Raw genomic sequence first — 13190 nt, 5'->3', positions numbered from 1 at the left:
AGTCAGATATTTAATTCGTAGGTGGATGCAATTTCTGGCCGCCAGGCGGACCACTGATAATGAGCGCTGCATACGGCCATGGCTTTTTCCTTGGCCCGTTCTCTACGTTTTTCATCCTGAAGCAATGTAATGCAGGCTTCAGAGAAGTCATCGGCGTTGCCCGCGATGAAGATACTTTCACCATCCTTATAGGAAAGCCCCTCACAGGCAATGGGCGAGGCGACACAGGGGAGACCAAACGCGGCATATTGATGAATCTTTCCACGAACGCCGGCGCCACTGAGTGCGGGCGAAATACCTATCGCCGCGCCACTGAGTGCCTCCGTGATCGTGCTGACGGGACCGACTACGTCGATCTGCTCGACTGCGCAGTTTTCCAGGACTGATTCGTTGATGCCGTGGCCAACCAGACGGAACCGGTAGTTTGGCAAGGCTTGGCATATGGCCGGATGGACCTTCTGAACAAACCAGTAAAGAGCTTCCTGGTTTGTTCTGGAGCCGAAATAGGCAAAGAAAACTATTGTCTCGTTGCCTTTGGAGGGTTCAGGCGCAGCAATAGGCAGAGCATTCTGGGGCGACATACAGGTCGGCAGGCATATCACTTTCCCAGCCTGCTTTAAGAGTGCCAAGGCGTCCCGGTCACTGTCTGAGACGGTAACTACCTTGTCTGCCTTCAATGCATAGACAATTTCCATCGACGCGTTCAGTGCCAGTCCGAGCGTATTTCGCCATGTGCGCCAGAGTCTGCGCCTCCCTTGCGTCAGGGCAATCTTGGCAGCGCGCAGCTGGGACTCCATAGGGGAGAAAATCAGCGTTGCCGAGGGCCAGAGCGCTCGGAGTGCGCCGATCAGGGCTCCGGACTGATGGTACTGAACGTCAATCAGTGAAAAATCCGTGTTGCCAAGGTTCAGCGCTGACAGTCCTCGCTTTGAAAACTGGCTTGCTGCAATGCAGTGCACCTCGTCGAAGATATCTTTCAACAAGGCAAGGTCATAACTCTGGTCACCGCATGTAACCAGCGTTAAATGCAGTTCCGGCTGGATTTTTTTCAGCTCGCCGTACAGATCCAGTAGCCGCTGGCCACCCGCGTGCTCTGTGGACGGCGGGAGATAACTAACAAGCAGGACTCTTTTCATGAGGCTGACTTTGGCCTCGTGAATCTCCGGCCGAAGCTGATGGCAGGCTTTTCGACGGACTGATGCAGCAACCAGGACGCAAGCAGCGAGGCAAATACGGCGGATAGCAAGATCAGATAGGGCTGCTGGGTATGCTCGCGGACAAGTGCCATCGCAACAAGTCCGATAGCGGCATGAATCAGATAGAACGGATAGACCAGGTCGGCCAGGGTATCGATCATTTTAGGCAGCCGCTTCAGTACTATCGGGCCCAAATGGTAGAAAATGAGGAATATGCCTGCTGCAAGCAGATGAGTCCCGAGGTTTTCATAGGTCGATGCATCGACCTTGCCGAGCTTGAATATCTGGAAGCCGACGTAGGAAAGAATAATCGAGGGCAACAGGGTTACCGCTTTCGTCAGCACGGCGTCTTCTTTTTCCGCCAGATAGATCGCCGAGCCGATGGTAATGAACAGCAGGAAGCGCGACTGGTAACCCGCAAGCCAGACGAAGTAATGCTCGCGGTAAGCTACGCCGAGGAAAATGCTCAGCAGTAGAATCGCCTGTATGAACATCAGTCGGCGCAGAGTGAAGTTTCCGACAAGAAATGCAATGAAATAGAACAGCACTTCTATTACCAGGGTCCAGAGTACCCCCGCTATCGGAGCAATGCCGAGCCAGGGGTAGGTGAGGGTGATACTGGCTAGGTAGGTCGACGCTCCAAAAGTGATTCCCTGGGTGAAGTAAAGAAAGATGCCAAGAATGACTACCGCGGCAATCAGTGTCGGAAAAATCCGGAAAAACCGATTCAACAGAAATTCCGCGCGATTGTAGCGTGCGCACATCATTGGCATCAGATAGCCGGTAATCAGAAAGAAGAGACTGACTCCCAATATTGCTGATTGAGTTGAGAATGCCTCGATCAGAAATACTTCGAGCAGGTACGCGTGCCACTGCGTCTGGTCAATCAACGGTAGGGTGGTCAAGTCTGGGTTGATGATCCCAGGAATTACCTGGGCCCCCCCGCCGACCATCACAAAGTGTCCCCACATGACCAAGATGACGCTGACTACGCGCAGCAGGTCGAGGTAAGCCAGTCTCCGAATCACTTTCTGGCTCCCAGGCCGACCGTTTCACGCAGTCTTTTATAGTAACGATAAATCGGACGCAGTCGGCCGATGAACCCGTTGACTACATGTACTGCCGGATCGACGGGGGGCATTGCTGGCAATGCATGCCCGGATACATGATCAATGATCTCCCTGGCGATCGGGGATTCATGATGTACGTCGTACAGGGCATTCAGTTCGTGGTTGTAGTTGGTCCGCAGCTCATAATGCTGTGCCCAGAAACCGCGCTCTGTCGCTTTGCGATAGGCCTCATAGTGTCGATGGAAATGCCCGAACTTGACCCGCTGTAACATGTGGCGGGATCGGTGAAGCGCCAATCCTTGTCCTGATGCGGCAGCGATGATGCTGATGGGCAGGAGAACGTCAAGACGCTCGACCTGCTCCTGCTCAAGCAGATACAGCGACTTGTTACCGAAGAACAGGGTCGAAAGCTGATGCTCCGCCAGGCTGTTTTGAGTCCAGCGATAAAGACCTGTCGAGGCATTGTTTCGGAGGATACCGACAGTGCCCAGCGGTGCCGTTTGAGTTTGATCGTTCACATAGAACCCGCCTACGTGAACGCCGCTTGCGCGCTCGGCCGGCGCCGCAGAGAACCAGTCGAGTGCCTTCGAAAAAGCATCGTAGAGGGGGTAATCGAACTGGGTCAGGAAGGTGACGAAGTCAGCGTCTGTCTTCTTCGATGCCAGAGATACCTTCTCTCCCAGGCGCAGCTTGGCCCAATCCTTCTGGGTCAGTATCCGCGCATCGAAATCCACCAGAGACACATTTGCCGGCAGGTCCGGAACGCTGGGAAGCGAACCGCCACAGGTAATGATGCGCACTTGTACGTCGTGCAGCTGAGCCGCCTGACCGGCAGCCTCAACCACGTGCGGGATATTCAGGAAGTCGGTTGTGCTGCCCTGCGCTTCCGGATCCGTCTCGTGCTGAAGCAGGAAAACATCGACCTTCTTTTGCGCGAGCACCGTGCATTTGGCAGCCATGCGTTCTTTACGATACCGCAGGGCGCGCTCAAAGCACGGCTCGAAGCAAAAGCGTTCTGCCATCAGTGCCTGGGCGCGAATGACGCGGTCCCTGGCTTCAGTCGGATTGCTGTTGATGGCCTGAAGTGCGGCTAATACCGACTGTGCACGCTCCTTTTCGTCATTACCCGAGAAGTAATATACAAGGTCCCCGAACAGATGCTTCACGTGGGGATTCTCATCGGAAATCACGGGTACACCCGCAGCGATCCCTTCGAAAACGCGGCTGGAAGATGTTTCCGACTTTATGTGCGCCGGCGAAGAGACCGCCAGTACGGCGCCGTACTGACGCATCACTTGCGTCATGCTGACGCCATCGAAGGGAATCTCTCCCTTATAGGAGCTGAACCCTTCCCACGGACTGATGCCTTCGAGCTTGTTTGGGCCATAGAAGTCGGCGGCATCCCGCTCCTGCAGAATGTCCAGCAGGCCTTGGGCGCGCCCGGCCCTGTCGATGCCGCGCTCCCAGTTCACGCCACAGTAGAAAACCTTGTGCGCTGCCTCTGTGCCCAGTTGGTCCAGGGACTTGGGCGGAACCAGCTCGCGCAATGAGCAGGCAGGGAACATCTCAAGCTCGCTATCCCGCCACTCGGAACCCACAACACTCTTTATATGCCTCTTCAGAAGAGCAGAGCCATTGTAAAGGTATTCGTCGTACGCTCTGAGATGGTGAAGTAGGACGCTTCGGTAATCTCCGCGCAGGTGCATGAATTCCAGTGGGTTGGCAACCCAGAGGAACGTCGGGAGATTCAGGAACTTCGGCGTGTCGTAGTGAAACGAGATCGCGAAGTCATACTCATGAGGTAGCGCTTCTGTGTTCAGACACAGTCCGCTTTCAACATCGAAACCGAAGTAGTCAACTACTTTTATCGTGTAGCCAGTCTGTTTGATTTTCTCAATCAGCTCATATTCGCCATTCTTTACGTTTGGCCATTGTGAGATGAGAAGAATGCGCGGCGAAGCTGGGTTCTTGTTCATGTTGCTCAGTCCTGGGCGTTCTCTGTGTACCACGCCCAAGTTTCTTCCAGGCCCTGCCGGATGGTGTGCTGACAGTTGAAGCCGATGGAGTCGATCTTGGTCAGGTCGTAAGCGCGGTAGTCCTGACCGTTTGGCTTCGTTTCATCCCAAACGACCTGGTCCTGCATGCCGGTGATATCGGCAATCATCTCGACGATGTCGCGAATGCTATAAACCGTGCCGCTGCCGATATTGGCCGGCCCGCTGATGTTCTTCATGATCGCCAAACCCACGCGGGCGGTATCTTTGACATACATGAAGTCACGTTGGGCACTGCCGTTGCCCCATACCACTACTTTCTCCCCGCGGCGCTTGGCATCGAAGAATTTCTTGATCAACGACGGTACGACATGGCCGAACTCGGTATCGAACTTGTCTCGCGGCCCGAACAGGTTGCACGAAACAACATAGGCCCACTCCATGCCGTAACTTTCTTCATAGGCACGGAGCATGGCGAGCATGGCACGCTTGGCATGGGCATAGGAGTTCTCCGCGGCATGCGGCTCACCCATGAAAATCATGTCTTCTTTCAGCGGAAGGCCAGGCGAAGGATAGGGGTAAACAGCGCCAGTGCCCATGACGGTGATCTTTTTAACTCCAACTTTCTGAGCGGCGTCTACCACGTTGGTATTGATCATGACGTTGTCGTAAAAAGACAAAGCCTTGTTCTTCATGTTTCCCATGATTCCATAAACACGAGCGGCGGCATGGAAAACATAGGTCGGTTGGTGTTTTTCGAAATATGCCCTGGTCGAAGCGGCATCGGTCAGGTCGCAATCCTGACGGCCCAGCGCGAGGACGTTGCTGAACCCTTCTTCCCTCAGGTGCTCAACCAGCGACGAGCCAACCAGACCTCTTGCGCCAGTTACCAGGATTTTTTCGTCAAACTTCATTTTTTCCCCACATGATTTCAATGTTGATAATTGGCGCCGTTTCAACATACGGCAGCCTGTCAGTCGATCAGGGTTGATTGCCCAATTTGGCTACACAGCTTTCGAGCCGCTCAGTCCGCTCACGCAGGGTCTCTCGCGTAGCGACCAGTTCGTCGGTTCTGGATACGAGATCCTCACAGGCCTGTTCAAGCCGCTCTGTACGTTCGCGGAGTATCTCTCGGTTGGCCACCAGTTCCTCGGTGCGAGACTTCAATTCCTCGGCGACTGCTTCAAGCGTTTCCGTTCTTTCTCGCAGCGTTTTTCGAGTGCTCAGAAGCTCCTGGCTACTTTCGGCGAGGAAATCACGCGTGTGCATCAAGTCCTTACTGACGCCGAGGTACTCGGTCTGGAAGCAGTTGTCCAGCGTTGTAAAGTTGAGCGCCTTTCCGCTGTTCAGAAGGTTGATGCCATTCGCGCATCTGGCAATGTTGTCCCAAGCCGCCGCGTACTCCCGCACGCCGTCTCCGTGATTGAATCGGTTGGGGTATTCCGGATTGATGAGTATGTCCGAAAGGTTTGCCTCAAGAAGTGTCGTGCCAAGATTGACACCGAACTTCCAGGCGTTTTCAGCTGCAGTGACGTCGCCAAGTGAATAAGCAATCAGTCCTGCGCGATATGCGGCTTCTGTTGTCTTGGTCGAGAGATGAATGCCGAAAGAACTGACCGGAGTCTTTGCACATTCGAGATAGGCACGCATGGCACCAAGCTGATCTCCGATGGACTCAAGGAGTTTTGCCCTGACGAAACCAAGAGAAACGTTCCACCGCAGAGCTATCGGGTCGCTGCAAGGTGCGCTTTGTGCCTGATTCAGCAGGTCAATCTGACGCTGCCTTCTGTGGCTATCCGGACTTTCCAGGACGGAGTAGGAAAGGACACAGAGTCCTGCAGCGAAGTCATTGGAGCCTTGCGGGTACTTGGCTACAACCTCAGCGGCCAGAGCTTCCAGGGCCTGTCGGCTCTTCAGACGGTACTCGGAGTTGACCATCGCATGCATGAGCCAGGGGTTCTGGAAATACTTGGCATACTGAATGGAAGGATGATTGGTGGTAGAGATATTCGAAAATACTTGCTCTACATAGTCGTCGGAGCTTCCTGCCAGTGGCGACTTCATGGCAGTCATCAGCCACCATTCGCAATCGGTTGGGGAATCTTCCGAGAACACCACCTCATGGAGGCTCCGCGCTCGCGGCTCCCACTGGTTGTCCTTTTCCCGGGACTTGCAGCGGCTGGCAGTCTGCGCAAATGCATTTTCGAGAATGAAATGCGTGCTCAACTGTTGCTTGAGCTTATTCCAGTCGTACACATGCAGGTGGTACGGATTGGGGTCTTCGCCTGTTTCGTCGCTCCAGTCATTGGGAACGCTTACGATGATGCGTCCGCCTGGCTTCAGCACCCGGTTGAATTCTGCGAGCAGTTCCTGCGGAGCTTCGACATGCTCAAGAGTTTCAAATGAAACCACGACGTCGAAATGCGCATCAGGGAAACGAGAGAGGAACTCAGGGAGCATTCCGCAGAGATAGTCGGCGCCGTTCTTGTCCGTGCCGTAGAGTTTATTGGCGTATTCGGCCGAATGTTCGCTGCCATCTACGCCAATGACCTGGGCTGCATCCGTGAGGCTTCGAATGACGTGTGCGCCATATCCAAGGCCGCAGGCTGCATCCAGTACGCGATCCCCCGGCTTGATGTAGTTGCACGCCCAGTCGTAGCGAATCACGTGGGCATCAGAGCGCTCCCCCACATCGCGGAGCATGTCCATATGCAGGCCGCGCTCGGCTTCCAGGAATGAGAGCGGATAAGCCGAGACTACCGGCAGCGGAGCTTTCTGCAGGAGAATAGTGATCTGCCAGCCATCCTGGTTGAGCTCTTCATAGCCATTGACCCGGTAATACCGGGGGTGCTTGATGAAGCCGGCTTCCAGGCAGCGTTGTTCCCACCATTTACGGCCCTCGACCGTGAGGTGCCAATGCCCGTCGCGGTCCTGTGTGGTCGCTATCTGGAGCAGCACATTCCGGCTGCAGATCCGATGGATTTCCGCCAATGCGGATGGAACATCCTCTGGTGAGAGATGCTCCAGGCAATCGGTTGAGACAATGGTTTCAAACTCATTGTCGGCAAAAGGCAGGCTGAGTACATTGCCCTGGGTGAAGCGGCCCGGCAGTCTGGCGTTGCAGCGCTCAACGACTACTTCGGAGACATCCACACCATGGGCATTGCATCTGCGCCGTACCAGCGCCTCGACCAGCCCACCTTCTCCTGCACCGATATCGAGGGTTTTGCCCAGGCCGCAACTTGAGATCAGCAGTTCGGCAACCGTGTCCATGTTTGCACTCGACTCGCCAATTCGATCTGGCAGGTCCCAGTAGTTATTGTATATGCTGGAGTAGTCAGTCTTTTCTAGATTTTTCATTGTCAGTCCCAAGTGGCGTTCATTCTTAAGTCGCATATACCGCCAAAGAAATACGCCTCTTTGCGCACAAGTACTTTGAAGAAAGCTGCTTCATCTATCCAGTGCAGTATGCGTTGCTGCAAATAGTCTGGAGTGGCTTCGAAACTCAGGCAGGCTTGAACTTCGTACAGGTTCATTCCCAGCGGGCAGTCACATAGAAAATCAACCGAGAATTCTTCGTTAGAGTGGAAGTTCTTCTCCCAGAAGATATCTCGCGCGCTGCCATCGGCGTAGCGAGATATATCCTGGTTCAAAGTGCCCCACGAGTAGACCTTGACTCCCTCTTTATTTCTGAGGCGAATGGCTACATTGAGATTGCGTGCGGTCGACAGGGCTTGGCATCGTACATTGATGCGCAATTGCTCGCCAGGGTAGAAGCTGGAGCATTCTTCGCCTTCACTATTGAGTACTCGGACTCCAACGATACGGGCATGTCCATCGCCGAACTCCATCAGTTCGGAGCGATTGTTTGCCTTTGCCGGCGTCTCGGCAGGAACTGCAGTGCTGCTTGGAGTGTCAGCAGTGGTCTCGCTCAGCAAGGCAGTAAAATAGGCGCTCTCTTCATCGTGCAGGAGTTTCCGATACTCCAGGACGACCTCCGACGAGGTCCCCCAGGCCAAGCTCTTGCCATGAGCAAGCAGAAGTGCGCGATTAGTCAGTGTGCGAACACTTTCCTGATCATGTGAGACGAACAGTAGGGTTGTCCCGTTCGCGGCCAGTTGTTCGATCTTCTGGAAGCAACGCTTCTGGAATAGCCAATCGCCCACGGCGAGGGCTTCATCGACAATCAGGATATCCGGCGCAACATTGACCGCCACGGCGAAGGCGAGTCGAACCATCATGCCGCTGGAGTAGGTTTTGACAGGTTGTTCGATAAAGTCGCCAATATCGGCGAAGCCAACAATTTCATCGAACCGGCTGTCGATCTCTTCCCGGCTCAGGCCGAGCACTGCGCCATTGAGGTAGACGTTTTCCCGGCCGGTGAACTCGGGATTGAAGCCCGAACCCAGTTCCAGCAACGCAGCAATTCGGCCATTGGTCTGAACGGTGCCGTGGGTGGGGTTGAGGGTGCCGCAGATCATTTGCAGCAAGGTAGATTTTCCGCTGCCGTTGCGGCCGACAATGCCGACGGTCTCGCCCTTCCTGACTTCGAAGCTCACATCCTGGAGTGCCCAGAATTCGCGGAAATACTGCCTGGGCTGCATGCCGATCGCGCGCTGCAGGCGCGGCAGGATCATCTGCTTGAGGCGATCACGAGGCTGATCGTAGATGTGGTAGCACTTGCTCAAGCCTTCGATCTTGATGGCCATGTCATTGTGTTGCTCAGAGGACATCGGCGAACCCCTTGCGTGTCTTCTGGAACCAGGCAAACCCCAGCCAGGCGATGACCAGCGTTGCTGCCCAATAGGCTCCCAGCAGCGCGAAGTCTGGTGCGTGGCCGAAATACAGCACGGCTCGCATCTGCTCGATGGCCGGGGTGAGGGGGTTCAGGTACAGCAGGTGCCGATAGGCTTCCGGCAAGGCGGTCGCTGGATAAAAGAGCGGGCTGAGGAACATCAGGATCGTGGTCACGATGCCTATCAACTGGCCAACGTCGCGCAGGTACACGCCAAAGGAGGCGAGTGCCCAGCTCAGGCCCATGATGAAGAGCATGAATGGCAGGATGATCAGCGGCAAATAGAGTGCCGTGGCATGGGGAACGCCAAACAGGATGAGGTAGGCCAATAGCCAGACGATGAGGCTGATGGTGCCGTGGAACAAGGCTGAAAGCAGATTCACGAACGGCAGGATTTCCAGAGGGAAAATTACCTTCTTGACGTAATTGACGTTGGAAAGAATCAGCCCGGGCGCCCGGTTTATGCACTCTGCAAAGAGATTGAAAACGATAAGCCCGGCAAACAGCACCAGAGCAAATTCGGACTTGGAATCGCTGCCGCCACTCCAGCGCGCCTTGAATATTTCGCTGAAGACGAATGTATAAACTGTCAGCATCAGTACCGGGTTGAAGAAGGACCAAAGGAGACCCATGGCTGACCCCCGGTAACGCCCCAGAACTTCACGTCTGGTCGAGGCCTTAATGAGCTCTCGATGTTTCCACAGGCTGGCGATTATCGCCTGAGGGGTGGCTGAGAAGTGTTGCATCAGGCAAACACCTCTGCTTGTTCGAAAAGCATGCCGGCATGGTCCTTGGCGGAAAGTATGGGTTGAAGGTCGGCTGGCCAGGCGATTTTTAGGCTCGGATCGTTCCAGGCGATGCAGCGCTCGAACGCTGGGGCGTAATAATCCGTGGTTTTGTACAGAAACTCGGCGGATTCGGACATTACGATGAAGCCGTGGGCAAAGCCCTCGGGCAGCCAGAGTTGGCGCTTGTTCTCGGCGCTCAGTGTCGCACTGACCCAGCGACCAAAAGTCGGCGAGCTTTTGCGCAGGTCGACGGCAACGTCTAGCACTTCACCTGCGACTACTCTGACCAACTTCCCCTGTGGTTGCTGAATCTGATAATGCAGGCCGCGCAGAACGCCTTTCGCCGAGCGCGAATGGTTGTCCTGTACGAAGTTGACCTGACGTCCGATGATCTCCTCGAATTTCCGCTGATTGAAACTTTCCAGGAAAAATCCTCGATCATCGCCGAAGATCTCGGGTTCTAGTAGTAAAACGTCCGGAATGGCGAGATGGGTAGCTCTCATCAGTAAACTGTCTCGTCGAGAATTCGCCTGAGGTATTGCCCGTAGCCATTCTTGGATAGCGGAGCAGCAAGGGTGGCCAGTTGTTCGGCTGTGATCCATTGCTGGCGAAAAGCGACCTCTTCCGGGCAGGCTACTTTCAGGCCCTGGCGATTTTCCAGGGTGGCGATGAGCTGACCGGCATCCAGCAGTGAGTCATGGGTGCCTGTATCCAGCCAGGCATAGCCGCGCCCCATGATCTCCACGTTGAGCTTGCCCTGTTGCAGGTAGATGCGGTTGAGGTCGGTGATTTCGAGTTCACCACGTGCTGAGGGTTTTAGGCTCTTTGCCAGCTCTATCACCTGGTTGTCATAGAAGTAGAGGCCGGTGACTGCATAGCTGGACTTGGGAGTCAGCGGCTTTTCCTCCAGTGAGAGCACCTTGCCGCTGCTGTCGAATTCCGCCACGCCATATCTTTCTGGATCCTGGACGTGGTAGGCGAATACGCTCGCGCCTTCTTCTTGGCGCGCCGCATGCGTCAGGAGCTGCTGGAAGTCATGGCCGTAGAAGATGTTATCCCCCAGCACCAGGGTGCTGGGGGAGTCGCCAAGGAAGTCCTCGCCGATCAGGAAGGCCTGGGCCAGTCCGTCCGGGGAGGGCTGCACGGCGTACTGCAGGTTAAGGCCCCATTGGTTGCCACTGCCGAGCAGTTGCTCGAAGCGTGGCGTGTCTTGTGGCGTGGAGATGATCAGGATGTCGCGAATACCAGCGAGCATCAGGGTGCTCAGCGGATAATAGATCATCGGTTTGTCGTATACCGGCAGCAATTGCTTGGAAATTGCCAGGGTGGCTGGATGCAGCCGAGTACCAGAGCCGCCAGCGAGAATGACGCCTTTGCGTTTCATACGATTCCTAGATCAACCAGTTCTCTGACCGTGCGCTGCGCATGGTGTTCCCAGTGGGGCAGCACGAGGCCGAAGGTCTGCTGCAGTTTGCCATTTGCCAGTCGCGAGTTGGCTGGCCGCTGGGCGGCGGTCGGGTACTCGCTGGTCGAGATGGGTGCAATGCGGTCCGGGGAGGTGCGCAGGCTGGCGCCCAGTCGAATGGCTTCATCTATGAGAAAACGGGCGAACTGGTGCCAGCTGGTTTCGCCACTTGCCACCAGGTGATAGGTGCCAGAGGCGTTCTCGCGCAGGGCCGGTTTGCTCATGAGGTCGCGCAGTATAAGGGCGGTGATATCGGCAATGAGTTCGGCGCTGGTCGGGGCTCCGACTTGATCGGCGATTACGCGTAGTTCGTCGCGCTCCTTCGCCAGCCGCAATATGGTTTTGGCGAAGTTGGCGCCGCGCGTCGCATAGACCCAACTGGTTCTGAAAATCAGGTGGCGGCAGCCGATCTCGCGGATGGCCAGTTCGCCTTCCAGCTTGGTCTGCCCGTAGATTCCGAGCGGTCCGGTGGGGGCGTCTTCGCTGAAGGGCTGGCGGCCTTGGCCATTGAAGACATAATCGGTGGAGTAATGCACCAGCCATGCGTTGCTGGTCCGTGCCGCACTGGCCAGGACCCTGACTGCTTCTGCGTTGATTCTGCGGGCGTTGGCGAGGTTGCTCTCGGCCTTGTCCACGGCGGTGTAGGCACCGGCATTGACGATGATGTCGGGGCGCTCTGTCGTGACCAGGCGGGTCAGGGCGTCAAGGTCATTCAGATCAGCGCGCTGGCGGTCACAGGCCACGAGTTGAGCCAGGGGGGGCAGGGCGCGTTGAAGCTCCCAGCCGACCTGACCATTGGCGCCGAGAAGAAGGATCTTGTTCATACGTATTGCTTGCCTACCCACTCGCGGTATGCGCCGCTGGTGACATTGGCGACCCAGGTCTGGTTTTCAAGGTACCAACGTACGGTCTTGCGAATGCCTGTCTCGAAAGTTTCTGCCGGTTTCCACCCCAATTCGCGCTCGAGGCGACTGGCGTCGATCGCATAGCGACGATCGTGCCCAGGGCGATCTTTAACGAAGGCGATCTGTTCCCGATAGCTCCGCCCGTCAGTTCGCGGCTGCTCCTGGTCGAGTATGTCGCACAGCGTTTGGACGACGTCGATATTGGCCTTTTCGTTCCAGCCGCCAACGTTGTAGGTCTCGCCCAGGGCGCCAGCCTCTAGTACTCGGCGGATGGCGCTGCAGTGGTCTTTGACATAAAGCCAGTCGCGAATCTGCTGGCCGTCACCGTAAATCGGCAGTGATCGATCTGCCAGGGCGTTGTGGATGACCAGCGGAATGAGTTTCTCGGGGAAATGATAGGGGCCGTAGTTGTTCGAGCAGTTGGTGGTCAGTACCGGCAGGCCGTAGGTGTGGTGGTAGGCGCGGACCAGATGGTCAGAGGCGGCCTTGGAGGCCGAGTAGGGGCTATTGGGTTCGTACTTGTTGTGCTCGGTGAATGCAGGGGCGTCCGGGGACAGGGAGCCATAGACTTCATCGGTCGATACATGAAGGAACCGGAACTCGTCCCTCTCGGCGACCGGCAGGGCCTGCCAATAGTGGCGTACGCACTCCAGCATGCGGAAGGTGCCTACAATGTTGGTTTGGATGAACTCCTCGGGGCCCAGTATCGAGCGGTCCACGTGGGATTCGGCGGCGAAGTTGAGGACTGCCCGGGGCCGGTATTCATCAAGCAGCCGGGCGACCAGGTCGGTGTCGCCGATGTCGCCCTGTATGAAGGTATGGCGCGGGTCGCTCTCCAGACTCGCCAGATTTTGCCGATTGCCCGCGTAGGTCAGTTTGTCCAGGCTGACGACCGCTTCGTCGTGTTCGTTGAGCCAATCCAGTACGAAATTGGCGCCGATGAAGCCGGCGCTTCCGGTTACGAGAATAGTCATGAA

The 13190-nt window shown here is 55.9% G+C and carries 11 protein-coding genes; all 11 read right to left on the bottom strand.

The features are described 5' to 3' along the window. Window positions 1-2: 2 nt before the first annotated feature. The 11 genes from GJV37_RS28120 to rfbB all read right to left on the bottom strand — a co-directional run bounded on the left by GJV37_RS28120 (window position 3) and on the right by rfbB (window position 13187). A complete protein-coding gene (locus GJV37_RS28120; RefSeq protein WP_170859001.1) occupies window positions 3-1136 on the bottom strand; it encodes a glycosyltransferase in 1134 nt (377 codons plus the stop codon). After that, window positions 1133-2224 (bottom strand): acyltransferase family protein, encoded by a 1092-nt coding sequence (locus GJV37_RS28115; protein WP_170859000.1) that lies wholly within the window; start codon window positions 2222-2224, stop codon window positions 1133-1135. Before GJV37_RS28115 ends, GJV37_RS28120 begins: the two co-directional genes overlap by 4 nt. After that, window positions 2221-4242, bottom strand: coding sequence for a glycosyltransferase family protein (locus tag GJV37_RS28110; protein WP_170858999.1), 2022 nt, complete (start codon window positions 4240-4242; stop codon window positions 2221-2223). The genes GJV37_RS28115 and GJV37_RS28110 overlap by 4 nt, the downstream gene beginning before the upstream one ends. Before the next feature lie 5 nt (window positions 4243-4247). Next, the gene (locus tag GJV37_RS28105) at window positions 4248-5174 is read right to left on the bottom strand and encodes a GDP-L-fucose synthase family protein (protein ID WP_170858998.1); all 927 of its coding nucleotides are present in this window, start codon (window positions 5172-5174) and stop codon (window positions 4248-4250) included. A gap of 67 nt (window positions 5175-5241) precedes the next feature. Beyond that, the gene (locus GJV37_RS28100) at window positions 5242-7620 is read right to left on the bottom strand and encodes a class I SAM-dependent methyltransferase (protein ID WP_193453198.1); all 2379 of its coding nucleotides are present in this window, start codon (window positions 7618-7620) and stop codon (window positions 5242-5244) included. 2 nt (window positions 7621-7622) lie between these two features. Continuing rightward, window positions 7623-8993 (bottom strand): ABC transporter ATP-binding protein, encoded by a 1371-nt coding sequence (locus GJV37_RS28095; RefSeq protein ID WP_170858996.1) that lies wholly within the window; start codon window positions 8991-8993, stop codon window positions 7623-7625. Further along, a complete protein-coding gene (locus GJV37_RS28090; RefSeq protein ID WP_170858995.1) occupies window positions 8983-9801 on the bottom strand; it encodes an ABC transporter permease in 819 nt (272 codons plus the stop codon). Before GJV37_RS28090 ends, GJV37_RS28095 begins: the two co-directional genes overlap by 11 nt. Beyond that, entirely contained in the window at window positions 9801-10346 is a 546-nt protein-coding gene (rfbC, locus tag GJV37_RS28085) for a dTDP-4-dehydrorhamnose 3,5-epimerase (protein WP_170858994.1), read from the bottom strand. The genes GJV37_RS28090 and rfbC overlap by 1 nt, the downstream gene beginning before the upstream one ends. Further along, window positions 10346-11227 (bottom strand): glucose-1-phosphate thymidylyltransferase RfbA, encoded by an 882-nt coding sequence (rfbA, locus tag GJV37_RS28080; RefSeq protein ID WP_170858993.1) that lies wholly within the window; start codon window positions 11225-11227, stop codon window positions 10346-10348. Before rfbA ends, rfbC begins: the two co-directional genes overlap by 1 nt. Continuing rightward, on the bottom strand, window positions 11224-12132 hold the full coding sequence (rfbD, locus tag GJV37_RS28075) for a dTDP-4-dehydrorhamnose reductase (RefSeq protein WP_170858992.1): 909 nt from the start codon (window positions 12130-12132) through the stop codon (window positions 11224-11226). Before rfbD ends, rfbA begins: the two co-directional genes overlap by 4 nt. Continuing rightward, the gene (rfbB, locus tag GJV37_RS28070; RefSeq protein ID WP_170858991.1) at window positions 12129-13187 is read right to left on the bottom strand and encodes a dTDP-glucose 4,6-dehydratase; all 1059 of its coding nucleotides are present in this window, start codon (window positions 13185-13187) and stop codon (window positions 12129-12131) included. Before rfbB ends, rfbD begins: the two co-directional genes overlap by 4 nt. Window positions 13188-13190: the final 3 nt, after the last annotated feature.

This window comes from Pseudomonas nitroreducens, from assembly GCF_010994165.1.
Classification (GTDB): domain Bacteria; phylum Pseudomonadota; class Gammaproteobacteria; order Pseudomonadales; family Pseudomonadaceae; genus Pseudomonas; species Pseudomonas nitroreducens.
Note: the sequence above shows the minus strand (reverse complement) of the source record. Positions and strands in the feature narration are given on the sequence as shown.

Coding starts and splice junctions, on each gene's coding strand:
- GJV37_RS28120 (WP_170859001.1), bottom strand. CDS start 1,136: ATGAAAAGAGTCCTGCTTGTTAGTTATCTCCCGCCGTCCACAGAGCAC.
- GJV37_RS28110 (WP_170858999.1), bottom strand. CDS start 4,242: ATGAACAAGAACCCAGCTTCGCCGCGCATTCTTCTCATCTCACAATGG.
- GJV37_RS28105 (WP_170858998.1), bottom strand. CDS start 5,174: ATGAAGTTTGACGAAAAAATCCTGGTAACTGGCGCAAGAGGTCTGGTT.
- GJV37_RS28100 (WP_193453198.1), bottom strand. CDS start 7,620: ATGAAAAATCTAGAAAAGACTGACTACTCCAGCATATACAATAACTAC.
- GJV37_RS28095 (WP_170858996.1), bottom strand. CDS start 8,993: ATGTCCTCTGAGCAACACAATGACATGGCCATCAAGATCGAAGGCTTG.
- GJV37_RS28090 (WP_170858995.1), bottom strand. CDS start 9,801: ATGCAACACTTCTCAGCCACCCCTCAGGCGATAATCGCCAGCCTGTGG.
- rfbC (WP_170858994.1), bottom strand. CDS start 10,346: ATGAGAGCTACCCATCTCGCCATTCCGGACGTTTTACTACTAGAACCC.
- rfbA (WP_170858993.1), bottom strand. CDS start 11,227: ATGAAACGCAAAGGCGTCATTCTCGCTGGCGGCTCTGGTACTCGGCTG.
- rfbD (WP_170858992.1), bottom strand. CDS start 12,132: ATGAACAAGATCCTTCTTCTCGGCGCCAATGGTCAGGTCGGCTGGGAG.
- rfbB (WP_170858991.1), bottom strand. CDS start 13,187: ATGACTATTCTCGTAACCGGAAGCGCCGGCTTCATCGGCGCCAATTTC.